Source organism: Bacillus sp. FSL R5-0422, from assembly GCF_038610765.1.
In the GTDB taxonomy this organism is placed as follows: Bacteria; Bacillota; Bacilli; order Bacillales; family Bacillaceae; genus Bacillus; species Bacillus pumilus_O.
Genome location: NZ_CP152014.1, coordinates 2,344,167 through 2,369,715 on the forward strand (window position 1 = coordinate 2,344,167; position 25,549 = coordinate 2,369,715).

Here is a 25,549-nt window from a genome sequence, read left to right on the forward strand (position 1 = left end):
AAAAAACCTCAACAGCGACGTTGAGGTTTTGAAAACAAGTTACACGTACGACAGCTTTTGGCCGTCTTTAAAGACATCGTCAATAGTTCCGCCACCTAGACATTCGTCGCCATCATAAAAGACAACCGCCTGTCCTGGTGTCACAGCACGAACAGGTTCATCAAAGATGACCATCGCTTCTTGCTCACCTGTCATTTTGACCTTCACATGGTGATCTTCTTGACGGTATCTGAATTTAGCTGTGCATGTTAATTCACCGTTTTCACCGACAATATGAGGACGAGTCCAGCTGATATTGACGGCTGAAATGCTTTCAGAATATAAAAGTGGATTGTGGAAACCTTGTTCGACAAACAAAATATTTTGTTCCAAGTCTTTTCCAACGACAAACCAAGGATCACCGCTGCCGCCAATGCCAAGACCTTGGCGCTGACCGATCGTGTAATACATCAGTCCATCGTGCTCCCCTTTGACTTCTCCGTCCATCGTCTGCATCACGCCAGGCTGTGCAGGTAAATATTGACTGAGGAACGTTTTAAAGTTTCTTTCCCCAATAAAGCAAATACCCGTTGAATCTTTTTTCGTTGCGGTTGCGAGCTCTGCTTCTTTTGCCAATTCACGAACCCTTTTCTTCTCTAAATCACCGATTGGGAACATGACTTTATCAAGCTGTTCCTGAGTCAGCTGATTTAAGAAATACGTTTGGTCTTTGTTCGCATCAAGACCTCTAAGCATTTTAACTTCATCGCCAGTTCTGTCGACGCGCGCATAGTGACCTGTTGCTAAATAATCCGCACCGAGCGACAATGCATGCTCAAGAAACGCTTTAAACTTAATTTCTTTGTTACACATGACATCTGGGTTTGGCGTTCTGCCTGCTTTATATTCATCAAGGAAATATTGAAACACTTTGTCCCAATATTGCTTTTCGAAATTCACTGCATAATAAGGGATTCCAATTTGGTTACAGACGCGGATGACATCCTCATAATCCTCCGTTGCTGTACACACACCATTTTCATCTGTGTCATCCCAGTTTTTCATAAATATGCCGATCACATCATAGCCTTGCTCTTTTAGCATAAGAGCGGCAACTGATGAGTCGACTCCTCCGGACATACCGACCACAACTCTTGTGTCTTCTGGTCTTTTTGTCATCTTCATCAACTCCATTTTCAATGAAACAGCATGTGCGTTTCGTTCTTCAGGTGCTTGGCTGTTTCATTTTTCACACACGAACAAAAGAGGAACGTTTATTTGGCTAAGCGTTTGACAACAGCTGCTATCTTAAGTGCTGCCTGCTTCACGTGATCCTCTTCATTCCCAAGACCGAAGCTTATTCTGACTGAGGATGTCAGCTTGTCTGCTTCTTCGCCATACATGGCGCTTAACACGTGCGAAGGAAGGACGGATCCAGCCGTACATGCAGATCCACTTGAAACAGCAATTCCTTCCATATCTAAATTCACAAGTAACGATTCGATGGAAACACCCGGGAAATGAACATTTAAAATATGAGGCAATGTCTCTTTCGGATGCCCATTGATAGAGAAAATAAGTGATTCCTCATCGAATACTTGCAGCATGATTTCTTTGAGCTTACCATAATGCATGGCTTTTTCTCTTCTATTTTGCTTCGTTAATTGAACAGCCTCTGCAAGTCCCACGATCCCTGCCACATTTTCTGTGCCAGCACGGCGTTTTCTTTCTTGTTCTCCACCGAACAATTGCGGAGAAAGTTTTACGCCTTCGTTTACATATAAAAAGCCAGTTCCCATTGGACCATTTAGCTTATGACCAGAAGCAGATAAAAGATCAATATGAAGGTCTGCTACATCGATTGGCATTGTTCCAAACGCCTGCACGGCGTCTGTATGAAAATGCGCAGTGTGATGGTGCATGAGTTCGCCAATGTCTTTGATTGGTTGAATTACACCTGTTTCATTGTTGCCGTACATGATGGTCACAAGAATCGTATCATCTCTTAGTGCCTCTTTTAGTTGTTCTAGATGAATCAATCCCGTTTCATCCACATCTAAATATGTCACGTCAAATCCTAGCTTCTCTAGGCGTTCACATGTGTGCAGCACCGCATGATGCTCTGTTTTTGCTGTGATGATATGTTTTCCTTCATGCTGCCTTGCCATAGCCACACCTGTAATCGCCAGGTTGTCCGCCTCTGTTCCTCCACTTGTGAGGATGATTTCCTGTGGTTTACAGTGTAATTCTCCTGCAATCACTTCTCTTGCTTCATCAAGCCACTTTCTTGCCTCGCGCCCATATGAATGAATGCTAGAAGGATTGCCAAATATCTCTGTAAAGTAAGGGATCATCTTGTCGACGATACGCTGATCCATCGGCGTTGTTGCCGCATGATCTAAATAGATTCGTTCCATTTCCGGTACACCTCTGATCTAAATGTAGAACATATACGCGTCTTGATTTCCGTCATCTGTATAGCTTGCCAAGTCTTCAAGAGTTGTATTGTCTAGTACGTCTTTTACTGCATCACGAATTCGAATCCAAAGTTCACGCTTTGCTGGTTCTTCGTTTTCGATGACTTCGACAGGACTAATCGGTCCTTCTAATACACGAATAATATCACCGGCTGTGATCTCGTTCGGTTCATGTGCAAGAACATAGCCGCCATATGCACCACGAATACTTTTCACAAGACGGGCATTCCGAAGTGGTGATACAAGCTGCTCTAAATAATGCTCAGACAAATTATTGTTTTGAGCGATTGATTTTAATGATGTAGGGCCTTCGCCATGTTTTTTGGCTAATTCGATCATGATCGTTAGACCATATCTGCCTTTAGTTGAAATTTTCAAGTTAAACACCTCTGCGTTTTCTATTCTATGTCATCAATTATTTTTTCTGATTTCATATACGCTGATATATAGACCAAAAGCAATTATATCATACTTTTAGCCAACTTTCATTTGCCGCTTCTAGGCGCTATAACAGGACGGATCCCTTTTCTATTTGAAGAAATTTCGGTACTCTATACAAACAAGACATTGCTTTAGGAGAGATAATCATGAAACCTTTAGCGTACCGGATGCGCCCAAGTCATATTGAAGACATCATTGGGCAGGAGCATCTCGTTGGAGAAGGTCAAATTATTAGACGAATGGTCGAGGCAAAACATTTATCCTCGATGATTTTATATGGACCGCCGGGCATCGGCAAAACATCAATTGCGACGGCGATCGCTGGCAGTACAAGCATTGCGTTTCGGACATTGAATGCGGTCATTCATAACAAAAAGGATATGGAAGCTGTCGCCGCTGAAGCGAAAATGAGCGGCCAGGTCATCCTCATTTTAGACGAGGTTCACAGGCTTGATAAAGGAAAGCAAGATTTTCTTCTTCCTTATTTAGAAAATGGCATGATCATTTTAATTGGTGCAACGACGGCTAACCCTTATCATGCGATTAATCCTGCCATCCGGAGCCGGACACAAATATTTGAGCTAAAACCGCTTGAAACAGAGCAAATCAAAGCTGCGTTAACAAGAGCATTACAGGATGAACATCGCGGACTTGGCGGTTATGAGGTGAGAGTGGACGATGAAGCGATGAATCATTTTGCCAACGGATGTGGCGGAGATGTACGCTCTGCTTTAAATGCGTTAGAATTAGCTGTCTTATCGACAAAAGCAGATGAAGCTGGGCATATTATGATCACTCTTGCCGCAGCAGAAGAATGTTTACAAAAAAAGAGCTTCTCACATGATAAGAATGGTGATGCTCATTATGATGTCCTCTCGGCTTTTCAAAAATCCATTAGAGGATCTGACGCAGATGCGGCACTACATTACCTTGCCAGACTGATTGAAGCAGGAGACCTTGAAAGCATTTCAAGAAGGCTACTCGTGATGGCTTACGAAGATATTGGCTTAGCTAGTCCTCAAGCTGGACCTCGTGTGTTAAGCGCTGTTCAGACAGCAGAAAGAGTCGGTTTCCCGGAAGCACGAATTCCGCTGGCTAATGCAGTCATTGAACTGTGTCTTTCTCCTAAGTCCAACTCAGCATATAAGGCAATCGATGCGGCACTTGGTGACATTCGTTCAGGGAAAATAGGTGAAATCCCTGTTCATTTAAAAGATGCTCACTACAAAGGAGCTACAGCACTCGGTAGAGGTGTCGACTACTTATATCCACACGATTATGAAAACGGCTGGGTGAAGCAGCAGTACCTACCTGATCCGCTGAAAAACAAACAATACTATGAACCGAAGCAAACAGGCAAATTTGAAGGCGCACTGAAACAAGTATATGAGAATTTAAAACGCCAAAAATAAAAAAGCCCCCTGCCTAATTAGCAGGTGGCTGTTTATTTATCCTTCACACGTGTAATTGGAATATCTTTCAAAAGCTGCATAATCACATGACCACCCATGATCAGTCCTGCAACAGATGGGACGAATGCATTGGAAGATGGCGGCATTTGTGCCTTGCGAATCTTCGCTTCATCATTTCCAACTTCTTTTCTAACATCTTCGCGAATCACAATCGGACTTTCATCAGAGAAAATGACTTCAATTCCTTTACGAATCCCTTCTTTTCGTAGACGCGTTCTCACGACTTTTGCAATTGGGTCGGTATGGGTTTTTGAAATGTCATCAATTTTGAAGCGAGTCGGATCTGTTTTGTTTGCAGCTCCCATACTCGAAATGATGTTCACACCTCGTTTCAGACACTCTTTCATTAAATGAATTTTATAGTGAATCGTATCTGATGCATCGATGACATAATCAAGCGGATATTCAAAAAATTGCTCATATGTTTCCTCTGTATAAAACATCTTGAGCGCAACCACTTCACATTCTGGATTAATATCAGCGATTCTCGCCTGCATTAAGTCAACCTTTGGCTGACCAACTGTTGAAAGCAATGCTGGCAGCTGACGGTTTACATTTGTAATATCAATATCATCTTTATCAACAAGAACAATACGACCAACGCCTGAACGAGCGAGTGCCTCGACTGCAAATGAGCCAACGCCGCCCACACCAAGCACTGCAACTGTACTGTTTTTTAATATATTTAAGCCTTCCTTGCCAATGGCAAGCTCGTTTCTTGAAAACTGATGTAACAAGTGCCTCACTCCACCTTTATTTAAAATGAATCGAAAGAATCATATCATATTCAGACTTCTCCGTCATCCTTCTGTAAACGAAAAAAACACAAAAAAGTCCCGACAACGCCGCCAGCTTTTCCTTCGTTTTGAACCCCGCACCATGCAGGTGGGTGCTTTCTTCCTGACTTTATAAGTCCTCTAAAGAGGCATTTACGCAGAAAGGAAAGGCAAGCTCCCGTATAAAAAAATGTTCGGTCAAAACTAGGTAACCACCGTACGTATCAGGACTTTATTTATTGATTGAAGAAAGCATATCATAGGCATGCCGCTTTTTCAAGCGTTTACATGCCTATATCTATGCGTCTATTTTACTGTTTTACTTTTGTTTTAATGGCTAAGCTTAACTCATCAAGCTGCGCCTCGCTCACATGGCCTGGAGCATCTGTTAGCACGCAGCTCGCACTTGCCGTTTTCGGGAACGCAATCGTGTCTCTTAGGTTAGAGCGCCCAGCAAGCAGCATCACTAATCGGTCAAGACCAAGTGCGATTCCGCCGTGCGGAGGAACACCGTGCTCAAAAGCATCTAGAAGGAAGCCAAATTGTTCATAAGCCTCTTCTTTTGAAAACCCAAGTAAGCTAAACATTTTTTCTTGAATGTCCTTTTCGAAAATACGAATCGAACCTCCGCCAAGCTCATAGCCATTCAGGACAAGATCGTAAGCCTGTGCCTTCATGTCTTCTGGGCTTGTCTCAATTAATTCAAGATCGTCGCGTACTGGCATTGTGAATGGATGATGGGCAGCATAGAAACGGCCTTCTTCTTCATCTTTTTCAAGCAGCGGCCAATCAACAACCCATAAGAAGTTGAATCGAGACTCATCGATGAGTTCAAGCTCTTTGCCGAGTTTTAGACGAAGGGCGCCAAGTGCATCATGGACAACAGACGTCTTATCTGCAACAAAAAGTAAAAGGTCGCCTTCTTCGACTTGCAGCTGCTCTTTTAATTCTCCTTGCTTTGCTTCGTCAAAGAATTTAGCAATTGGCCCTTTTAATTCTGGCCCTTCTGCTTTAAGCCAAGCTAGACCTTTTGCACCGTAGTTCGCTGCAAATGCACCAAGGGCATCAATGTCTTTTCTTGAGTAGTTCGCTGCTGCTCCTTTGACATTGATGGCTTTCACAGCTCCACCATTTTTCACAGCTCCGCTAAAAACTTTGAAGTCAGAGTCTTTTACCGTGTCTGAAATGTTGACAAGCTTCATCTCAAAACGTGTATCTGGTTTATCAGACCCATAAGAATTCATCGCTTCATCATATGTCATACGAGGTAATGGCAATGTCAGATCTACACCTTTGACATCTTTCATCACCTTTGCCATCATCTTTTCAGCAAGCGTCATAATGTCCTCTTGACTCATAAAGGACATTTCGATATCGACTTGTGTGAATTCCGGCTGACGGTCAGCACGTAAGTCTTCATCTCTAAAGCAGCGAGCAATTTGATAGTAACGATCCATACCTGAGACCATTAGCAATTGTTTAAATAATTGCGGGGACTGAGGCAAGGCATAGAATTCTCCTTCATGTACACGGCTTGGAACAAGATAGTCACGTGCACCCTCTGGCGTACTTTTTGTTAAGATCGGTGTTTCAATATCTAGGAAGCCGTTATCATCTAGGAAATGTCGGAATGCTCTCGTAACTTCATGTCGCATTTTCATCGTTTCAAACATAGCAGGACGGCGAAGGTCTAAGTAACGGTATTTAAGGCGCACATCTTCTGATACCTCATCCGCTTGATCTGAAATCACAAAAGGAGGAGTCTTCGCTTCATTTAACACGCTGACCGTTTCGACTTGTATTTCAATTTTCCCTGTTTTTAGATTTGGATTGATTGTTGCTTCTTCTCTTGCCACAACCGTTCCTTTAATATCAAGGACATATTCATTACGAATCGATTCTGCTGTCTCAAGCGCCTCTTTTGAAAGGTCTGGATTGAAAACCGCTTGTACAATTCCTGTACGGTCACGCAGATCGATAAAGATTAATCCGCCAAGGTCACGTCTTTTTTGAACCCATCCTTTTAATACAACGGTTTGACCGATTTGGTCTTCTGTTACTTCTCCACAATAAAAAGTTCTACCAAACACAAACATTCCACTCCTTCTTTACGCCTTCTTGTGGGCCTTCATCATTTGAATCAGCTCATCAAGCTTCACTTCAATTTGTTCACCCGTTGTCGTATCTTTTACATTCACAATGTGCTGCGCGAGCTCATCTTCACCAAGGACTGCAATAAACTTGGCTTTTAATCGATCAGCCGCTTTAAATTGTCCTTTTAACTTCTTCCCTGTATAGTCCATTTCACTTGAAATGCCTTCTTTTCTCAGACGATTTAATAATGAAACAGCGTAATCTTTCGCATCATCACCTAGTGCAGCAATGTATAGATCAATGCCATCTTGCAGTGGAAGATCAATCCCTTCAGCATCGATTGCTGATAGGAAACGCTCAATACTCATAGCAAAGCCGATTCCTGGTGATTCAGGACCGCCAATTCCTTCAACAAGTCCATCATATCGGCCTCCGCCGGCTAATGTGGTAATCGCACCAAAGCCTTCAGCATTGCTCATGATCTCAAATGCTGTGTGATTGTAGTAATCAAGACCACGCACTAAGTTCGGATCGACGACATATTCAACGCCTATATCTGTTAAGTATTGTTTGACCTTTTCAAAATAAGTCCGTGATTCATCGTTTAAGTAATCTTGAATGGATGGAGCCGTTGCCATCAATTCGTGGTCACGATCCTTTTTACAATCAAGAATTCGCAACGGATTTTGATGTAAACGAGTTTGACAGTCATGACAGAATTCATCGATTCTTGGCTCAAAGTGCTTAACAAGTGCCTCGCGGTAGTCTGCACGGCTCTCTTTGTCACCAAGGCTGTTAATGACGAGCTTTAAGTTAGAAAGACCTGCTTTCTCATAAACACTCATCGCAAGGGAAATCACTTCTGCATCAATGGCTGGATCCTTTGAACCGATCGCTTCAATCCCAAACTGATAAAATTGACGATATCTTCCCGTTTGCGGACGTTCATAGCGGAACATTGGCCCGATGTAATACAGCTTTGTTGGCTGCGCTGGCTGTGCAAATAATTTATTTTCAACATAAGAACGTACAGTTGAGGCTGTTCCCTCTGGACGAAGGGTGATGCTGCGTCCCTTTTTATCTTCAAATGTATACATCTCTTTTTGAACGATATCGGTTGATTCGCCTACTCCCCGTGCAAATAGCTCTGTATGCTCAAAAATCGGTGTGCGGATTTCTTTGTATTGAAAAGCTGCACATGTATCTCTTGCAATTTGTTCAACATACTGCCAGCGTTCTGACTCTCCAGGTAAAATATCCTGTGTGCCTCTTGGAATATTAAAACTCATTTTTCGTCCTCCTACGACCATCATTCATTTTTTATGTGGACATATAAAAAACCCCCGCCTCTACTATGTGTATAGTAGGGACGAGAGTTATACCCGTGGTGCCACCCTAGTTGGAACATGATCTAGCCATGTTCCCGCTCAAATCCTTAACGCAGATTCACGTTCTCCGCCTATTGACTCATTTTTAGAGCGTTCAGCAGGAAACCTACAGAGTGTTCTTTCGTGATAAATGCCATGCGGATTCGCTTACAGCCTAAGGCGATTCCTCTCTGCTCACGCAATTTACCCTACTATTCTCTATCATCAGTTCCACATTTTAAATTTTCAAGTGTGTTGATTTATATTATAATAAGGTCGGTGCTGCCACTCTGTCAACCCTTGCCGTGCCTCTTTTTCTTTTCCAGCTCTTCTTTTGACGTACATCCGTATTCAGATGCGGTTTCTTCAAGGAAGCCTGGTTGATCCATTTCGTCGTGCTGCCAGCGATCGATATCACGATGTCCATTATATTGCACTCGTCCTAATTTTCTGCTTAATCTCATGTTTGTACATCCTTTTATCACGTTTTTATTTAGTATAAACAGATTGATTCATTTTTATTAGGGAAACTGCAAGGAATTCATCCATTACATAACGAAATTACATTCATCGGTTTTACAAGGGAGGGGAAAACACCGTTTTGAATTTTAAAAAACACAATCAAATCATGATGCTTCTTACCTGTTTTGTTCTCATCGCAAGTACTTTGCCGATGGCACATGCTACAGCACAAACAGATCAAGCTGTGGTCGCTACAGATGAAATCAATGTGAGAACAGGTCCTGGCTTAAGCTATGGAATCGCAGCTGTTGTGAAGCGCGGAGAAAGCCATCCTATTCTCACGAAACAAGGAGAATGGGTACAGATCGGGCTATCGAATGGTCAAAAAGGCTGGGTCGTCTCATGGCTGATTACAACATCAGCTGGCAGCCAAAAGGCTGCTAAGTCAAAGACGCAAAATCAAAGCTCATCTGGCAGCAGTTCTATTACATCGACAGCCACTGATCTTCGCATACGGACAGGCCCTGGGACTTCCTATCAAGTCGTCGGAACTTTCCCGCAAGGCGCTTCCGCTAAAAAGCTGCAGACAAGCGGCGAATGGACAAAAATTTCGTATAAACAAGCAGTAGGCTGGGTCCACTCTGATTATGTGTCAGGCGGCCAAAAGGCCTCTCAATCAAGCTCTGGCGAGTCCTCTCGCTCTAAACAGACAGGCACAGTTGGCGTATCGAGCTTGAATGTAAGGCAATCGGCAGCACCAAATGCACAAGTCGTCGCTTCACTTGCCCGCAATACACAGGTTACTATTTTGCGCGAGCAGAACGGCTGGTATGAAATTGAGGCAAAAGGCGTGAAAGGCTGGGCAGCAAGCTATTACATCGTCACAAGCAATGGAGCGAGTTCAGCGGGTGAAAAGAACTCATCTTCTTCGACTTCCCAAAAGAAAGCATACATTGTCTACGATGGCACCAACATTCGAAAAAGCGCTTCTACTTCTGCTCAAATTGCAGAAAGAGCCACAAAAGGCGCTGCCTACCAAATTGTTCGCACGCAAGGTGACTGGTACGAGGTGACGTTATCAAACGGCGGAACTGGTTATGTAGCAAGCTGGGTCGTTCAAACGAATAAAAATAGCAGCGAGGCACCAAGACCACAGCAGGATTCATCGTCAGGAACTGGTTCTTTAAAAGGAAAAACGATTGTTCTTGATCCAGGTCATGGCGGAAAAGACAGCGGCACAATTGGCGCAGATGGTGCCTTTGAGAAAAACATTACCATCAAAACAGCCAATTTACTGGCAGGCAAATTAAGGGCTTCTGGAGCAAATGTTTATTTAACTAGAAGTGAAGATACTTTTATCAGCCTTCAATCGAGGGTTGCGACATCTCATTACAGAAATGCAGATGCATTTATTAGTCTTCATTATGATAGTTTTATGGACCCAAGTGTCAGAGGTAGTACGGCGTATTATTATCAAGCATCAAAAGATCAGCAATTAGCAACAAACGTTCATACAGAAGTTGCTAAACGCTCTCAAATCCCTGATAAGGGTATCAAATTCGGAGATTATTTTGTGTTAAGAGAAAACAAACGTCCTTCTCTTTTATATGAACTCGGCTATTTAAGCAATCCTCAGGAGGAAGCCATCATTTATAGCGCCTCTTACCAAGAACGAGTCACAGAAGGAATGACAGAAGGATTAAAACAATATTTCCGCTAAAAGAAAGAGGCCACTGTGCCTCTTTTTTATTTTGTCGCAAAAGAAAAAGACTGTAGATAAACTCCTACAGGAGTTTATCTACAGTCTAAAGTGAATCTATTCTTTGCTATCCATCCAGATGGTGACGGGTCCTGAATTGGTCAATGACACATCCATCATTGCGCCAAAGCGGCCAGTTTCTACATGTATGCCTTTTTCTCTAAGGGCTTTATTGAAACATTCGTAAAGGGCGTTCGCAGCATCTGGCTTGGCTGCTTTCATAAAATTCGGCCTTCTGCCCTTTCTCGTATCACCATAAAGGGTAAACTGGGATACAGACAAAACGCTTCCTTTTACATCCAATAACGAATAATTCATTTTCCCGTTTTCATCCTCAAAAATACGTAAATGTGCAAGCTTATCAGCTAAGTAATGCACATCTTCTTCTGTATCTTCGTGTGTGACACCAACGAGTACCATATATCCTTCATTGATGGCACCTGTGATCTCTTCTTCTACCTTCACAGATGCACTTGTCACTCGCTGCACAACAAGTCTCATAGACGATATACTTCCTTTCTAATTCATGAATCGGCGAACAGAGTAAATGTCTTTGATTTGTTTAATGCGTTCTACCACTTTGTGCAAATGGTTAATGTTTTGGATAAAGATCGCCATATGGATCGTCGCCACTTTGTTACGATCAGACTTACCAGAAACTGACGAGATGTTCGTTTTCGTTTCGTTGACTGCTTGAAGCACCTCATTGAGTAAGCCGCGTCTGTCATATCCTAGTATTTCAATTTCCACATTGTATTCTTTACGGTTTCGAGCAGGCTGTTCATGCTCCCACTCTACCGGGATTAACCGTTCCTGCGCTTCTCCTGTTTTCACGTTCGGACAATCATCACGGTGAACAGATACGCCTCGGCCTTTCGTAATAAAACCAACAATGCTATCACCAGGAACAGGGTTACAGCACTTAGATAAGCGGACAAGCAGGTTATCTATCCCTTTGACTCTTACGCCTGCTTCTCGTTTCTTCCCGTGATATGTCTTTGGCTCTACAGTCACTTCTTGAACCGTTTTTTCTTGTTCTTCTTGATCTCTTTGTTTTCTTTCTTTTTCAGTTAAACGATTGGCGACTTGGAGTGCAGTAATTCCGTTATAACCAACCGCTGCATACATGTCCTCTTCGTTTGAAAAATTAAATTTGTCAGCCACTTTTTGCAGGTTTTCAGCTGTCAGAATGTCTTTGACATCAAACTCAAGGTTTTTGATTTCTTTCTCCACGAGCTCTCGGCCTTTTTCGACATTTTCTTCACGGCGCTGTTTTTTGAAAAACTGTCTGATCTTGTGCTTCGCTTGGGAGGTTTGGGCAAGTTTGACCCAATCCTGACTTGGCCCATAGCTGTGCTTTGATGTCAGAATTTCAATAATGTCACCTGTCTTCAATTTATGATCGAGCGTGACCATCTTTCCGTTGACCTTCGCACCGATCGTTTTATTCCCAATTTCCGAGTGAATGCGGTAAGAAAAGTCAATCGGAACGGAACCTGATGGCAGTTCAATGACGTCTCCTTTTGGTGTAAAGACAAACACCATATCAGAGAAGAGATCGATTTTTAACGATTCCATAAATTCTTCTGCATCTGTAGATTCATTTTGGAATTCAAGGATTTCTCTAAACCAAGAGAGCTTCTTCTGGAAGACCGCTTCCTCCGTTGATTCTGCTGACTCTTTTCCTTCTTTGTATGCCCAGTGCGCAGCAATTCCGTACTCTGCAATTTCATGCATTTCCACTGTACGGATCTGAACTTCAAGCGGGTCTCCTTTTGGCCCAATCACTGTTGTATGAAGCGATTGGTACATATTCGGCTTTGGCATGGCAATATAATCCTTAAACCTGCCAGGCATCGGCTTCCAGCATGTATGGATAATCCCAAGCACGGCATAGCAGTCTTTAATGCTGTCAACCAAAATACGAACCGCCAGCAGATCATAAATTTCATTAAACTGCTTATTTTGCAAGACCATTTTGCGATAAATACTATAAATATGCTTTGGTCTTCCGGAAAATTCAGCCTTGATGTTTACCTCTGACACACGATCTTTTACTTCATTGACAACCTCGTCCAAGTATTCCTCTCGTTCCGCTCGTTTGCGCTTCATGAGATTCACAATCCGGTAATATTGCTGCGGATTTAAGTAACGGAGTGCTGTATCTTCAAGCTCCCACTTAATCTTTGAAATCCCTAATCTGTGCGCAAGCGGTGCAAAAATTTCAAGGGTTTCATTTGAAATTCTACGCTGCTTTTCCTGAGGAAGGTGTTTGAGCGTTCTCATATTGTGCAAACGATCTGCCAGTTTAATCAAGATGACGCGTATATCCTGCGCCATTGCTACAAACATTTTTCGATGGTTTTCGGCCTGCTGTTCTTCTTGTGATTTATATTTAATCTTCCCGAGCTTTGTTACACCATCAACAAGCATCGCAACTTCTTCGTTAAAATGCTCTTTTAAATCCTGTAATGTCACATCTGTATCCTCGACAACATCGTGCAGGAAACCGCCTGCAATGGTCGATGGGTCCATTTCAAGGTCAACAAGAATCCCCGCTACTTGAATTGGATGGATAATATAAGGCTCACCAGACTTCCGGTATTGCTCCTTATGTGCATTTTCAGCATATTCATATGCTCGCTCTATAAATTGAATATGTTCAGCGGACAGGTATTCTCTTGCCTTGTCAATGACCTGCTGCGCCGTTAAAACTTGTTCGTTCGCCATGGAATCACCTTTTTAAATGAAAACTGTATTGTAGTTTATTATCAAGAAAAATTCGATAGATGTAAAGAGAAGAAGTCCGCTAAAAGATTTTTGATAGGAAAAAAGCACCCTTCTTACCGAGTGCTTTTTGCGTAAAACTCCATTAGTATTGCATTAACGTCAAGATGTCGTAACCGTCAAGCTTCTTTCTGCCGTCCAGATACGTCAGCTCAATCAAGAATGCAATCCCTGCCACAACGCCGCCCAATTCCTCTACAAGCTTGATGGACGCTTCAATTGTTCCACCAGTCGCAAGTAAGTCATCTGTGATCAATACACGCTGACCAGGACGAATCGCATCTTTATGAATCGTTAATACATCTTTCCCATATTCTAAGCCGTATTCGACTTTAACGACTTCACGAGGAAGCTTTCCTTCTTTACGAACCGGTGCAAAACCTACACCAAGTGCGTATGCTACAGGGCAGCCAATAATGAATCCACGCGCTTCAGGTCCAACGATGAGATCAATGTCTCTTTCCTTCGCGTATTCAACGATTTGATCCGTTGCATAACGGTACACTTCGCCTTTATCCATTAACGTTGTAATATCTTTAAATTGTACACCTTCTTTTGGGTAGTCAGGTACAACTGTCACATATTGTTTTAAATCCATCTTTTCCTTTTCCTCCTCGTACGTCAAAGCACAGGTGAGACTTCGCTCATCATGCTATTCAGCCATTCCTTCAGCTCTTTGGCTGAGGAATATGTTAGTGTTTGATCGAGTTCCATCAATCGTTGTTTTGCTGTATAGGATGCTGATGCCGTTAAATCTTTTTTAGGGGCATCACGTATTATTGACAGCACACCATTCTCTATTTTAACAAAACCGAGTTCAAAAAACACCTTTGTCATAAAAATCATTGTATCTTTTGTCCAGCCTCTATGTTTCGCAAGCTCCATCCCTTGTTCCTTGAGAGGGAAACTTCCTCGTTTCAACAAGAATCCATACAACCATTTGAATTGATCACGGCTAGGGAAAGAGGACATGAAATGATCTTCTTTTCTTTGGAAAACCGTATACACTCTCGCTGGCTTTTGATTTTCTAACAGCTGCCTTAGCAAGTGTTCATCTACAGGTACATCTGCAAAAACGACATACTTGCCTTCTACATCGAATGTTGAAACATTTTCTGCATGGACATGGTGAATCGGGATATTGACTTCCTGTTTTGTATCTTCGTCAAAACAGACCACCACATATTTTTCTGGGTCAAGCGTGGAGATGGTTTTTTCCCAATCATTTTTGCCGCGCAAATCAAACAGTTGCCATTCATCTACTCGGGCATCTTTCAGCATGAGCTGAGGTTTCTTCCGGTTATTCCATTCATTAATGGACATTTCACCAATGACGGAAATGCGGCTACCTGTGACAACTTCTTCTTTTAATTGACCTTGATGAAAACCGACACAGTCAAGCAGCTTATCTTCATCTTTCAAAGACATTTTAATATGATTCTGATTTGCTCCAATTGTACGGATTTCTTCAAGTCTCGCATCTTCAATCATAATGAACGGCTTTGGGTTTTGCATGCCAAATGGTGACAGCATCCCCACTTCTTCAATCGCTTCAACCGTCAATTCGTCTACCTTACATACGGCATCGACCCGCTGAATCGGAATAAAATCTTCCTCTGTCAACGTTTCATTCGCATATTGATTTAATCTTTCCCTTAGTAAAGGTACATCATCCGCTCGAAGTGTCATACCCGCAGCCATCGGGTGCCCGCCGAAATGCGGCAGAATGTCGCGGCATTTGCTTAAATGGAAAAATAGATCAAAGCCAGGAATACTCCGCGCTGATCCTTTTGCCATTTGCGTCTCCTCATCTATTCCAAGCACAATCGCAGGACGAGAAAATGTATCCGTCAATTTAGAAGCAACAATTCCGACAACACCCGGATTCCAGCCCGCTTTCGCTACAACAATCGCAGACTGGTTATCACCTGTCTCTTTCACCATTTGAATGGCTTCTTCTGTAATCGTACTCACAATTTTTTGACGTTCTTTATTCAGTTCTTGTACAAAACGAGCGAGTTCTTCTGCCTCATCCTTATCTTCTGTCATGAGAAGATGGACAGCTGGATCTGCCTGTTCAATTCGTCCAACAGCATTTAGCCTTGGCGCAATTTGAAAGCCAACCGTTTCCTCATTTGCTTCTTCAAGAGTAGCGCCCGCTTCTTTCAATAACGCCTTCAGCCCTAGCCTATTCGACTGCCGAAGCTGCATAAGCCCTTTTTTAGCAAGCCATCTATTTTCATCATGAAGCGGCACAAGATCCGCAATTGTCCCAATTGCTGCAAGATCTAACAGCTGAGTTGGCAGCTTTCCAAGAAGTGCATGCGCCACTTTAAACGCCACACCTACACCGGCAAGTTCTTTAAAAGGATACTCACAACCTGGCTGCTTAGGATGGACAATCGCAAGTGCCTCAGGCAGCTCCTCACTTGGTTCATGGTGATCTGTAATGATCAGATCTAATCCTATTTCTTTTGCAATACGTGCTTCATTTACAGCTGCAATGCCTGTATCGACCGTGATGACAAGCGATGCGCCTTGCTCTTTGATATATCGAAAAGCCTGTTCATTAGGCCCGTAGCCTTCTTTAAATCGATCTGGAATATAAAAGTCTACTTTCGCAGACAACTCTTTTAATGTATGTAAAAGCACAGACGTACTTGTCACACCATCCGCATCATAGTCTCCGAAGATCACAATCGATTCCTGCTCTTCGATCGCTTTGTTGATGCGCTCTACTGCTTCTTTCATTCCTTTTAATAGAAATGGATCATGGAATTCGGCTTTTTGATCAAATAAAAAAGACCTCGCTTCTTCTACTTCTTCGAGTCCTCTTTTTACAAGAAGCGATGCAGTCAGCGCTGAAATATTCAGATTTTCAGAGAGTGATTTCACTTTTTCTTCGCTTGGATGTTCATATTCCCAGCGCATTTTGGATAATAACATAAACTCACCCCTCAACCACACTATTATACTAGAGTGGCCTGAGGGGTTTCAATTTTTATTTTATGAAATTGTGCTGGAAGATTATTTTTCCTTCCGATCAAATGATGCCGGCTGTTCTTTTAAAGGCGTCACATTCGGTTTTTTTTGAACGTCTTTGTCGACCTTTTTATTCGAAACAACAGGTGCAGGTGCGGCTGCACGCTCAGCTTTTAAAGCCTTTAATTCACGTTTTAGTTTCACAATTTGGAAAATCCCTGCAAAAGCCACAATGAGTCCGCCCATGAGCACAGAACCAATAATGACAAGGATTAGCGGCCATTCAGCCGATCCAAATAAATAGTCAACTTGCACTGGCCGCACATTGATGACGGCAAATACTGAGACAATTAATACGAAAATAAATGCGAGTATGATGGTCCATTGTTGTTTGTTCATCTACATATCCCCCAAGCTTTTTCTTTTATTCTTCCCTTTTCATTGTCCTTTTTAAACACAGAAAGAAAAAGAGGAAGAAAATCTATCAGCGTGGGCATGAATTAGCTACTGAGTTTTTCTTTAATGAGGTTCTTTATTTCTTGTCTTTCTCCAGAAATAACAAGGGTATCCCCTTCTTCAATGACCGTCTTAGGTCCTAGGTTTAACAGCTTCTCATGTGATTTCCTCACGATAGCGATGACTGTTACTTGATAGTTTTGGCGGACATTTCAGTTCATCAATCTACTTCTACAGTTTCAAGCGCTTTCGGCTTATATACCATGCCAGCTAAGATTGCTGCAATTTGTCTTGCTTCCTCATCGTTTACAAGATACCCGAACGGACACTTGCTTACTAGACTGATCTAAACGTATGTCATTATAGCAAAAGGCCATTTCAAGATCAACGATACCGAAATGTTTACGAATCGCCTTAATCTCGGGAAATCTATAGAAAAAAGACTGCCAAACAGGCAGCCTTTCTCCATTAAATATCTTGCTCAGTATCAATCTTCGCCGGCTTTTTCAGATCACGGCCTTTCCACATAAGCCAAATTTGTGCTGCGATATATAGAGATGAGTACACCCCTGTTAACAGACCGACAAGTAAGGCGAGGGAGAAGTTTGTAATCGACGCCGATCCGAAGATAAGCAGTGCGATCACAACAATTACGACAGTGAGTACCGTATTGATAGATCTTGTAAAGGTTTGCTGTAAACTCAAGTTGACGATGTAAGATAGATCTTCTACCGTTTTTGGTTTACGTTTCTTCATTTGCTCACGAACCCTATCGAACGTCACGATCGTGTCATTGATCGAATATCCGATTACCGTGAGGATCGCCGCAATGAAGGTCACATCGACCTCTAATCGTGTAATACTAAAGAATGCCACAATGAAGAATGCATCATATAAAAGGGAAGCAATCGCTGCAATGGCCATCTTATATTCAAACCGAATGGAAACATAAATAATGATCCCAATCGAAGCAATGATGATGGCATATAAAGCATTACGTGCAAGTTCTTTTCCGACCGTAGGAGACACCGTGCTGACGTTCGGTTCTGTTCCATACTTATCTTTAAAGTAATCTTTCACTTCTGCAATTTTTTCTTTATTTGGCACACCAACAAATCGTGCCGCTGCTTGATTTTCTTTTTGACCAGATAATACAACACTATCTGTATCAAGATCTAATTTGTGAAAGTCTTGCTCGATTTGAGCAGTTGACAGCTTATGGTCACTTTGAATGTCTACTCTTGTACCACTTGCAAAGTCAATACCCGCATTGAGTTTGAAAATCGAAAGGACGATAATTCCCGCAATGGTAATGGCTATTGAGAAAATCATGAAACCTTTTCGCTTGCTGACAAAATCCCATTTATCAAATGGTGTTTTTGGTTCAGTATTTTCTGTTGTTTCATGAATATCGATGATGTCTTTTTGACGGACACCAAACCAGCCTTTCTTGCGATCGAGCGCGCGACTTTCCACAAGCAGACCAAGAAGGAATCTTGATAGGAATACAGCCGTAATAAAGCTTGTTAAAATGGAAAGGATCAGCATAGTCGCAAACCCTTTTACAGAACTTGTCCCAAAGAAGAAAAGGACGCCCCCTGCAATAATACTCGTTAAGTTTGCATCAAAGATGGTTGCAAATGATCGGCGGTTTCCTGACCTGAAAGCAGAACGGACAGATTTACCGAGCTTAAGCTCCTCTTTGATTCGTTCATATGTGATGATGTTGGCATCAACCGCCATCCCTACTCCAAGAATCAGTGCCGCAATTCCAGGAAGTGTCAGAACAGCACCCATCCAGTCAAACACCTGTAAGGTAATATAGATATACGTTGATAACGTAATGACAGCAATAAGACCAGGTATTCGGTAATAAAAAAGCATGAATAAGAAAATGAGGGCAATTCCCACAATCCCTGCAAAGACAGTTTCATTTAATGCCTGTTCACCGAATTGCGCACTCACTGAAGTAGAGTACTTTTCAGTTAATTTCACTGGCAATGCCCCAGCATTTAAAATACTAGCAAGGTCTTTTGCCTCTTGGACAGTAAATTTCCCTTCAATTTGCACGTCACTGCTGTTAATTTCTTGATTCACATTCGGTGCAGAGACATACTTGTGGTCTGATTTTGAGACTTCTTTTTTGAAGGAATCTCCTTTGTTGTAATCAAGCCAAATGACAAGCTGGTTATTCGGCGCCATCGCCGCTACTTTTCTTGTGACGTCACCAAATTTTTTCGCATCCTTTAGTTTAACCGTCACAATTGGCTCATTCGTTTGACTGAATGTTTGTTTTGCACTGTTTTCGACTAGGTCAGCCCCGTTTAGGAGTTCTTTATCATTCGTATCTCTGAAGGATAGCTGTGCTTCAGTGGAAAGAATCTCCCTCGCTCTGTTTTGATCTTTTACTCCTGCAAGCTGCACACGGATACGATTGTTGCCTTCAATCGAGATGTTCGGCTCACTTACACCTAGCACATTGGCTCTTCGGTTCAAAGCCTCCACTGTACTGACGAGGACACTATTTGTAATCTTGTCCTCTTTTTTCACTGGATGTACATCATACAGGACTTCAAATCCACCCTGTAAATCCAGCCCTAGCGTCATATCTTTCGCAACAGGCTTTGTTAGTAAGCCTACGCCAGTTCCGATTAACAGAACCACTAAGAAAAACGCAAGAATGCGCCCTTTTTTCATTATGTATTTCCTCCTTAAACACCTGAATCCATTAAGATGGCTTATTTCAACAGTTCATCTAGCATATTCTTGCCATCTTCACTGTCCAAAAAAGCAGACGTTTTAAACGACTGAACGGTTGCATAGTTCATAAATTCGCCAATTTTCACAGATAAAATATCTGTAACCATTTCATGAATCGGATACTCTTGTTTTCTCTTCCATTTCTTATTCTCTAAGTATGACCATAATTCCTCTAAATCTACATCTTTATAGCCCAAAACGATGAATTCTTCAAGCTTACTGAACAGAAAAGGCTTTAAATGGTCTTTGTAAATTGCAGCCGGATGTTGTGTCAATGGGATGCTCCCCCTTTTCAGTTTTTATCGAGAGACTTGTCATGCTTGGACGATATACACGCATATCTTATTGTATATGATTCTATGTCGTTTGAGAAGGCAGGTGATCTTTGATTTGACGAAGCAAACGTTTTTAAAGGGAACGATTATTTTAATTTTAGCAGGTTTTATCACGAGAATATTGGGTTTTGTCAATCGAATTGTGATTGCAAGGTTCATTGGCGAAGAAGGAGTCGGGCTTTATATGATGGCTGCTCCTACCTTTTTTCTCGCTGTGACGCTGACACAATTCGGACTGCCTGTCGCTATAAGTAAGCTTGTCGCAGAAGCAGAAGCCCGCGGAGACAAACAGAAAACCAAACGAATTCTTGTCATGTCTCTTGCAGTAACAGGGACACTCAGCCTGTTATTCACGCCGCTCTTTTTATGGTTTGCGCCCATCATGGCAGAAAATATGCTGACAGATCCTAGAACGGTTTATCCACTACTTGCTATTACGCCTGTTGTCCCAGTCATCGCTATTTCCAGTGTACTGAGAGGTTATTTTCAAGGTAGACAGCAAATGAGCCCGCTTGCCATATCTCAAGTGCTGGAACAGGTTGCAAGAATTTCTCTAGTAGCCGTATGTACAACAGCTTTTCTTCCTTATGGGATTGAATTTGCGGCAGCAGGTGCGATGATTTCATCTGTCATTGGAGAGATGATTTCACTTGCTTATTTACTAATTGCCTTTCGTTACAAAAAGACCATTCGCATTCGAAAACGATTTTTCAAGGCAATTCATGACGGTAAGGACACATTTAAGCAGCTGATGAGTATTGCCCTGCCAACAACAGGCAGCCGTTTTATCGGGAATATTTCGTGGTTTTTAGAGCCGATAGTTGTCGCGCAAAGTCTTGCGATTGCTGGATACGCGGCTGTTGAGGCGACAAGACAGTACGGGGAGTTGACCGGGCTTGCGCTGACTCTTTTGACACTGCCTAGCTTTATTACGTATTCTCTCTCCACTGCACTGGTCCCGGCGATCAGTGAAGGAATGGAGCAGAACAAACGCAAAACGGTCGAATACAGGCTGAAGCAGGCGATGCGTCTTTGTCTACTCAGTGGAGGTATATCCTGTATTATTCTTTTTGTTTACGCAGAAGATTTAACACTCTTTATGTATGGTTCATCGCATGCGGCGATTTATGTGAAATTCATGGCTCCATTTTTTCTATTATATTATTTTCAAGGGCCGCTTCAAGCCGTCTTGCAAGCACTCAATTTAGCTGGTGCGGCGATGACGAATAGTCTGATAGGTGCTGTCGTGAAAACAGGAATGATCTTTGTTCTTGCCTCGCAGCCAGGCTTTGGCATTATGGGGGCAGCACTTGCCATTTTAATCGGCATCGTCCTTGTCACGCTGCTTCATGCGGCAACTGTCGGTAAAGTACTGCCTATTCATTTACCAATAAAAGAATATGGGGTATGCGTTCTTGTGATTATCGGTACTGGGGCTGTGAGCCTTTGGCTGAAGTCTCAAATGAACGGATTCTTCTCTGCCCCTATTGAGCTCGTTATGCTGATTTTTGTAACGTGCGCGCTGTATGTCATTCTATTAATCTGTCTCGGTCTAGTGAAGAAAGAAGAGCTGCGCCGCATCCCGTTGATTGGGAAGCTGCTCTAGCTCATCTTTTTTTGACCACTTCATCTTTCAAATCAATATAAAATGTCTTTTGATTAAAGCTGCAGTATGAAATCTGCTCTATATCATGATAGCCCCTTTTGGTTAGCTCATCTTTCAACCATTGTTCATTTTGATTAATTTGCTTCAGGTGATCATGCTGCACAACCCCATCTGCAATAAGTGGCAACTCAAGCGCTCCATGTGTGTGCTTGTTTTCTTTTTCAACAACGGCGAGCTTTCCAGATGGTTCTAAAATGGCGTAAGAGACATCCTGAATGCTATCGATGTTGTTTTCTCTTAACTGAATGAGCAGATCATCAAAATTGTATCGCTGTTTTCTCATCGCACCTTCGTCAATTTTCCCATTGATGATGAGCAGGACCGGTTTGCCATCAAGAAAGCGCCGGACACCTTGGAATTTCAATGAGAGGTAGGCAAGTGTAATTTGAATGAAGGTTAACAGCAGAATCGGCCATACCGTATGTAACATATGATCCTCGACTTCTTCTATAGCGAGAACTGCAATTTCTGCGATCATCATAAAAATGACAAGATCTAAAATGCTTAATTCTCCAATCTCTCTTTTGCCCATTAGCCGAAAAATAAACCAAATAAGAAAATATAAAATGATTGTTCTCATGGAGATAATCAAGATTTCCTGCATATGATGTAAACCCTCCTTCTCTCACATAGCTTGTGTCAAAACCCTTTATTTATGTAGAAAAGAAAGCCTCTGTTTTTATCGTGAGAAACATGTCTATTTTTTCTTCCATGTGAATACATTTTAGTAAAAGACAAGCTTCGGTCAATTGGAGAGGAGACGAATCACATGCAGGAAACGAAACAAATCGGAAAAGGGATTTTATCCGGCTTAATGGCGATTTTTATCGTCATGATCGTCACAAGTTTACTTGTATCGCTCATGCTTACCTTCACAAGTATGCAGGAAGCATCGTTTAAATGGATGATTATGATTTTGTCGTTTGTGGCACTTTTATTAGGGGGGATCATTTCTGGAGGAAAAGCAAAGGAGCGCGGCTGGCTCATTGGTGCGATCACTTCGCTGACCTTTTCCCTCACTGTATTCTTGTTTCAATATTTAGGGTTTGGAGAAACCTTTTCATTAGAGCAGCTCATCTATCATGGGGCATTTTTAGGCATTTGTATGCTCGGCGGAATGATTGGCGTCAATCTTCGAGGCAAATAAAAAAAGAGCGGATCTATATCGCTCTTTTTTTATGGCTATGTATCGGAGGATTAGCCTTTGTCAGCTAATTCTCTAATAGCACGACGATCGAAAGTTAAACGGTTGTTTTCGCTTGTTTTGATGACCACTTTTGATTCATCAATGTAGTCGATTTCACCGTGTAAACCTCCGATTGTGACGATTTTATCGCCTTTTGATAAAGATTGCTGCATCTGACGCACAGCTTTTTGTTGCTTTTGCTGTGGACGGATCAATAAGAAGTAAAGCACAGCAAACATGACAACAATCATAATGATTGAACCCATACCACCATCCATTCTATTTCACCCCTTTCTAATGCATTGTAAAGCTTTTCGTTTATGCGTTAAAAGTTTTTCGCATTCGGTTCGTTAAAGCCGTAACGCTCAAAAAACTCTTCTTTAAAATCACCTAAACGATCCTCACGGATAGCTTCTCTCACTTGCTCCATTAATTTTAACAGAAAATGAAGATTATGATAAGTTGTTAATCGAATTCCGAACGTTTCGTTTGTTTTGATCAAATGTCTAATATAAGCGCGTGTGTAGTTTTTACATGTGTAACAGTCACAATTTTCATCGATTGGTCTGAAATCACGCTCATATTTTGCATTTTTCACAACAAGACGTCCTTCACTTGTCATGAGCGTACCGTTTCTCGCGATTCGTGTTGGCAATACGCAGTCAAACATATCTACACCGCGAATGGCACCGTCAATTAAGGAATCTGGCGAGCCGACGCCCATTAAGTACCTTGGCTTGTCTGCTGGTAACAATGGCGTTGTGAACTCAAGTACACGGTTCATCACATCTTTTGGTTCCCCAACAGATAAACCTCCGATAGCGTAGCCTGGGAAATCAAGTGACACGAGATCTTTTGCACTTTGTTTACGAAGCTCTTCGTATTCTCCGCCTTGGATGATTCCAAACAGCCCTTGATCCTCTGGACGTTGATGCGCTGTTAGACAGCGTTCTGCCCATCTACTTGTCCGCTCTACAGAACGTTTCATGTAATCGTATTCTGCTGGATATGGCGGGCATTCATCAAATGCCATCATAATATCAGAGCCAAGCGCATTTTGGATGTCCATCGCCTTCTCAGGAGAAAGAAACAGCTTATCTCCATTTAAATGATTACGGAAGTGAACGCCTTCTTCTTCAATTTTTCTAAATTCACTCAAAGAGAAAACTTGGAAACCGCCTGAATCGGTTAAAATCGCTCGATCCCAGTTCATAAATTTGTGCAGGCCGCCTGCTTCTTTCACAATGTCATGACCCGGACGGAGCCATAGGTGGTACGTATTGCTTAAGATGATACCTGCTTCCATTGCCTTTAGTTCTTCAGGTGCCATCGTTTTGACTGTAGCTAGTGTACCTACCGGCATAAATACAGGCGTGTCAAATGAGCCGTGCGGTGTATGAACGCGCCCGAGTCGTGCACCTGTTTGTTTGCATGATTTAATGAACTCATAACGTATCGGTAATTGCGACAAAATGAGCCCTCCTGTCTTTGTTGTATAATGTTATTGAATCAGCATGGCATCGCCAAAGCTGAAGAAACGATATTCCTCTTTTACAGCCTCATTGTATGCCTTTAGGACATGCTCTCGCCCAGCTAATGCACTGACAAGCATGATTAACGAGGATTTTGGCAGATGAAAATTCGTGATCATGCCATCAATTGCCTTGAATGTATAGCCTGGGTAAATAAAGATTGACGTCCAGCCGCTTGACGCTTTGAATTCGCCATCATGCGCACTTGCAATGGTTTCGAGCGTTCTTGTTGACGTAGTCCCCACTGAAATAATTCGCCCGCCTTCCTTGCGAACGCGATTAAGCTCTGCTGCTGTTTCTTCATTCATTTCGTAAAACTCTGCGTGCATTTCGTGTTCTTCAATACGATCTGCACTGACCGGACGGAAAGTACCAAGTCCCACATGCAGAGTAATGAATGCGATGTGCACACCCTTTTCTTTCAGCGCATCCAGCAGCTCGTTTGTAAAGTGAAGACCAGCAGTTGGAGCAGCAGCGGAGCCGACCTCTTTCGAATACACCGTTTGATAGCGTTCACGATCGTCAAGCTGTTCTTTAATATAAGGAGGTAGCGGCATTTCACCAAGGGATTCAAGGACTTCATAAAAAATGCCGGTATACTGAAACTCAACTTTTCTTCCGCCATGTTCTAATTCTTCTGTACATACCGCTTGAAGCCGTCCATCACCAAATGTGATCACTGTTCCTTTTTTCACTCGTTTGGCTGGTTTTACAAGTGTTTCCCATTTGTCTCCTTCCTCTTGTTTTAAGAGAAGAAGTTCAACTTTTGCACCTGTATCCTCTTTCATTCCAAACAACCGTGCCGGCAGAACGCGTGTATTATTTAAAACGAGACAATCACCCGTTTGAAAATAATCAGTAATTTGTGAGAATGTATCGTGTGTCACCTCACCCGTTTGTTTGTTTAAGACCATCAGTCTTGATGCGTCTCGTTTTTCAAGCGGTACTTGTGCAATTAATCTTTCTGGTAAATCAAAATCAAATAGTTCTAACTTCATTTCCTTCACCTATTCTGTAG

22 protein-coding genes, 1 other RNA gene, 1 pseudogene and 1 other annotated feature are annotated in these 25,549 nt (G+C 42.3%); of the genes and pseudogenes, 4 read left to right on the forward strand and 20 right to left on the reverse strand.

Annotation, left to right across the window (positions count from 1 at the left end):
* Window positions 1-39 precede the first annotated feature (39 nt).
* The 3 genes from mnmA to MKX52_RS12010 form a co-directional block, all read right to left on the reverse strand.
* Window positions 40-1,158, reverse strand: coding sequence for a tRNA 2-thiouridine(34) synthase MnmA (mnmA, locus tag MKX52_RS12000; protein ID WP_003216305.1), 1,119 nt, complete (start codon window positions 1,156-1,158; stop codon window positions 40-42).
* Between the two features lie 95 nt (window positions 1,159-1,253).
* Window positions 1,254-2,396: a cysteine desulfurase family protein gene (locus MKX52_RS12005; protein ID WP_342490765.1), complete on the reverse strand. Its 1,143-nt coding sequence runs from the start codon at window positions 2,394-2,396 to the stop codon at window positions 1,254-1,256.
* A gap of 18 nt (window positions 2,397-2,414) precedes the next feature.
* Entirely contained in the window at window positions 2,415-2,834 is a 420-nt protein-coding gene (locus MKX52_RS12010) for an Rrf2 family transcriptional regulator (protein ID WP_012010726.1), read from the reverse strand.
* A 209-nt stretch (window positions 2,835-3,043) separates the two neighbouring features.
* On the opposite strand from MKX52_RS12010, the gene MKX52_RS12015 reads away from it, so the two are divergent.
* The gene (locus MKX52_RS12015; RefSeq protein WP_342490766.1) at window positions 3,044-4,309 is read left to right on the forward strand and encodes a replication-associated recombination protein A; all 1,266 of its coding nucleotides are present in this window, start codon (window positions 3,044-3,046) and stop codon (window positions 4,307-4,309) included.
* Between the two features lie 32 nt (window positions 4,310-4,341).
* On the opposite strand, the gene MKX52_RS12020 is transcribed toward MKX52_RS12015, so the two are convergent.
* The 5 genes from MKX52_RS12020 to MKX52_RS12040 all read right to left on the reverse strand — a co-directional run bounded on the left by MKX52_RS12020 (window position 4,342) and on the right by MKX52_RS12040 (window position 9,070).
* Window positions 4,342-5,106, reverse strand: coding sequence for a tRNA threonylcarbamoyladenosine dehydratase (locus MKX52_RS12020; protein WP_012010728.1), 765 nt, complete (start codon window positions 5,104-5,106; stop codon window positions 4,342-4,344).
* A gap of 92 nt (window positions 5,107-5,198) precedes the next feature.
* Window positions 5,199-5,379, reverse strand: a non-coding RNA gene (ssrS, locus tag MKX52_RS12025) — 6S RNA.
* A 77-nt stretch (window positions 5,380-5,456) separates the two neighbouring features.
* Window positions 5,457-7,235, reverse strand: a complete 1,779-nt coding sequence (gene aspS / locus MKX52_RS12030) for an aspartate--tRNA ligase (protein WP_088003854.1) — start codon at window positions 7,233-7,235, stop codon at window positions 5,457-5,459.
* An 18-nt stretch (window positions 7,236-7,253) separates the two neighbouring features.
* Window positions 7,254-8,528 carry a histidine--tRNA ligase gene (gene hisS, locus MKX52_RS12035; RefSeq protein WP_060930053.1) on the reverse strand — a complete coding sequence of 425 codons (1,275 nt, stop codon included), beginning with the start codon at window positions 8,526-8,528 and terminating at the stop codon, window positions 7,254-7,256.
* A gap of 73 nt (window positions 8,529-8,601) precedes the next feature.
* Window positions 8,602-8,841, reverse strand: a binding site (T-box leader).
* A 58-nt stretch (window positions 8,842-8,899) separates the two neighbouring features.
* A complete protein-coding gene (locus tag MKX52_RS12040) occupies window positions 8,900-9,070 on the reverse strand; it encodes a YrzK family protein (RefSeq protein ID WP_003216250.1) in 171 nt (56 codons plus the stop codon).
* Between the two features lie 137 nt (window positions 9,071-9,207).
* On the opposite strand from MKX52_RS12040, the gene MKX52_RS12045 reads away from it, so the two are divergent.
* Entirely contained in the window at window positions 9,208-10,788 is a 1,581-nt protein-coding gene (locus tag MKX52_RS12045) for an SH3 domain-containing protein (protein WP_342490767.1), read from the forward strand.
* Between the two features lie 96 nt (window positions 10,789-10,884).
* On the opposite strand, the gene dtd is transcribed toward MKX52_RS12045, so the two are convergent.
* From dtd to MKX52_RS12085, 8 genes and pseudogenes are all read right to left on the reverse strand, one after another.
* On the reverse strand, window positions 10,885-11,328 hold the full coding sequence (gene dtd / locus MKX52_RS12050; RefSeq protein WP_144504324.1) for a D-aminoacyl-tRNA deacylase: 444 nt from the start codon (window positions 11,326-11,328) through the stop codon (window positions 10,885-10,887).
* Window positions 11,329-11,346: 18 nt separating this feature from the next.
* Window positions 11,347-13,557, reverse strand: coding sequence for a bifunctional (p)ppGpp synthetase/guanosine-3',5'-bis(diphosphate) 3'-pyrophosphohydrolase (locus MKX52_RS12055; RefSeq protein ID WP_012010732.1), 2,211 nt, complete (start codon window positions 13,555-13,557; stop codon window positions 11,347-11,349).
* A 142-nt stretch (window positions 13,558-13,699) separates the two neighbouring features.
* Entirely contained in the window at window positions 13,700-14,212 is a 513-nt protein-coding gene (locus MKX52_RS12060; protein WP_003216770.1) for an adenine phosphoribosyltransferase, read from the reverse strand.
* A 23-nt stretch (window positions 14,213-14,235) separates the two neighbouring features.
* Window positions 14,236-16,560, reverse strand: coding sequence for a single-stranded-DNA-specific exonuclease RecJ (recJ, locus tag MKX52_RS12065; protein WP_342490768.1), 2,325 nt, complete (start codon window positions 16,558-16,560; stop codon window positions 14,236-14,238).
* Between the two features lie 81 nt (window positions 16,561-16,641).
* The gene (locus MKX52_RS12070) at window positions 16,642-16,995 is read right to left on the reverse strand and encodes a lipopolysaccharide assembly protein LapA domain-containing protein (RefSeq protein WP_144469243.1); all 354 of its coding nucleotides are present in this window, start codon (window positions 16,993-16,995) and stop codon (window positions 16,642-16,644) included.
* A gap of 101 nt (window positions 16,996-17,096) precedes the next feature.
* A pseudogene (locus MKX52_RS12075) lies at window positions 17,097-17,362 on the reverse strand (TrkA C-terminal domain-containing protein); the annotation flags it as partial.
* 158 nt (window positions 17,363-17,520) lie between these two features.
* Window positions 17,521-19,749, reverse strand: a complete 2,229-nt coding sequence (secDF, locus tag MKX52_RS12080) for a protein translocase subunit SecDF (protein WP_012010735.1) — start codon at window positions 19,747-19,749, stop codon at window positions 17,521-17,523.
* Window positions 19,750-19,790: 41 nt separating this feature from the next.
* A complete protein-coding gene (locus MKX52_RS12085) occupies window positions 19,791-20,087 on the reverse strand; it encodes a post-transcriptional regulator (RefSeq protein WP_342490769.1) in 297 nt (98 codons plus the stop codon).
* A 115-nt stretch (window positions 20,088-20,202) separates the two neighbouring features.
* Here MKX52_RS12085 and spoVB point away from each other — a divergent pair, with 115 nt between their 5' ends.
* Window positions 20,203-21,753 carry a stage V sporulation protein B gene (gene spoVB, locus MKX52_RS12090; protein ID WP_342490770.1) on the forward strand — a complete coding sequence of 517 codons (1,551 nt, stop codon included), beginning with the start codon at window positions 20,203-20,205 and terminating at the stop codon, window positions 21,751-21,753.
* Window position 21,754: 1 nt separating this feature from the next.
* Here spoVB and MKX52_RS12095 read toward each other — a convergent pair whose 3' ends face one another.
* On the reverse strand, window positions 21,755-22,417 hold the full coding sequence (locus tag MKX52_RS12095) for a DUF421 domain-containing protein (RefSeq protein WP_012010737.1): 663 nt from the start codon (window positions 22,415-22,417) through the stop codon (window positions 21,755-21,757).
* A 165-nt stretch (window positions 22,418-22,582) separates the two neighbouring features.
* Between MKX52_RS12095 and MKX52_RS12100 the strand changes: the two genes are divergently transcribed.
* On the forward strand, window positions 22,583-22,960 hold the full coding sequence (locus tag MKX52_RS12100) for a TIGR04086 family membrane protein (RefSeq protein WP_088003852.1): 378 nt from the start codon (window positions 22,583-22,585) through the stop codon (window positions 22,958-22,960).
* Window positions 22,961-23,010: 50 nt separating this feature from the next.
* Here MKX52_RS12100 and yajC read toward each other — a convergent pair whose 3' ends face one another.
* From yajC to queA, 3 genes are read right to left on the reverse strand one after another with little or no spacing between them, the layout of a single operon-like run.
* Window positions 23,011-23,277, reverse strand: a complete 267-nt coding sequence (yajC, locus tag MKX52_RS12105; protein ID WP_003216659.1) for a preprotein translocase subunit YajC — start codon at window positions 23,275-23,277, stop codon at window positions 23,011-23,013.
* 47 nt (window positions 23,278-23,324) lie between these two features.
* A complete protein-coding gene (tgt, locus tag MKX52_RS12110) occupies window positions 23,325-24,470 on the reverse strand; it encodes a tRNA guanosine(34) transglycosylase Tgt (RefSeq protein ID WP_012010739.1) in 1,146 nt (381 codons plus the stop codon).
* A gap of 30 nt (window positions 24,471-24,500) precedes the next feature.
* Window positions 24,501-25,529 carry a tRNA preQ1(34) S-adenosylmethionine ribosyltransferase-isomerase QueA gene (queA, locus tag MKX52_RS12115; protein WP_012010740.1) on the reverse strand — a complete coding sequence of 343 codons (1,029 nt, stop codon included), beginning with the start codon at window positions 25,527-25,529 and terminating at the stop codon, window positions 24,501-24,503.
* Window positions 25,530-25,549 lie beyond the last annotated feature (20 nt).

Coding starts and splice junctions, on each gene's coding strand:
- mnmA (WP_003216305.1), bottom strand. CDS start 1,158: ATGACAAAAAGACCAGAAGACACAAGAGTTGTGGTCGGTATGTCCGGA.
- MKX52_RS12005 (WP_342490765.1), bottom strand. CDS start 2,396: ATGGAACGAATCTATTTAGATCATGCGGCAACAACGCCGATGGATCAG.
- MKX52_RS12015 (WP_342490766.1), top strand. CDS start 3,044: ATGAAACCTTTAGCGTACCGGATGCGCCCAAGTCATATTGAAGACATC.
- hisS (WP_060930053.1), bottom strand. CDS start 8,528: ATGAGTTTTAATATTCCAAGAGGCACACAGGATATTTTACCTGGAGAG.
- MKX52_RS12040 (WP_003216250.1), bottom strand. CDS start 9,070: ATGAGATTAAGCAGAAAATTAGGACGAGTGCAATATAATGGACATCGT.
- dtd (WP_144504324.1), bottom strand. CDS start 11,328: ATGAGACTTGTTGTGCAGCGAGTGACAAGTGCATCTGTGAAGGTAGAA.
- MKX52_RS12055 (WP_012010732.1), bottom strand. CDS start 13,557: ATGGCGAACGAACAAGTTTTAACGGCGCAGCAGGTCATTGACAAGGCA.
- MKX52_RS12060 (WP_003216770.1), bottom strand. CDS start 14,212: ATGGATTTAAAACAATATGTGACAGTTGTACCTGACTACCCAAAAGAA.
- recJ (WP_342490768.1), bottom strand. CDS start 16,560: ATGTTATTATCCAAAATGCGCTGGGAATATGAACATCCAAGCGAAGAA.
- MKX52_RS12070 (WP_144469243.1), bottom strand. CDS start 16,995: ATGAACAAACAACAATGGACCATCATACTCGCATTTATTTTCGTATTA.
- secDF (WP_012010735.1), bottom strand. CDS start 19,749: ATGAAAAAAGGGCGCATTCTTGCGTTTTTCTTAGTGGTTCTGTTAATC.
- MKX52_RS12095 (WP_012010737.1), bottom strand. CDS start 22,417: ATGCAGGAAATCTTGATTATCTCCATGAGAACAATCATTTTATATTTT.
- MKX52_RS12100 (WP_088003852.1), top strand. CDS start 22,583: ATGCAGGAAACGAAACAAATCGGAAAAGGGATTTTATCCGGCTTAATG.
- yajC (WP_003216659.1), bottom strand. CDS start 23,277: ATGGATGGTGGTATGGGTTCAATCATTATGATTGTTGTCATGTTTGCT.
- queA (WP_012010740.1), bottom strand. CDS start 25,529: ATGAAGTTAGAACTATTTGATTTTGATTTACCAGAAAGATTAATTGCA.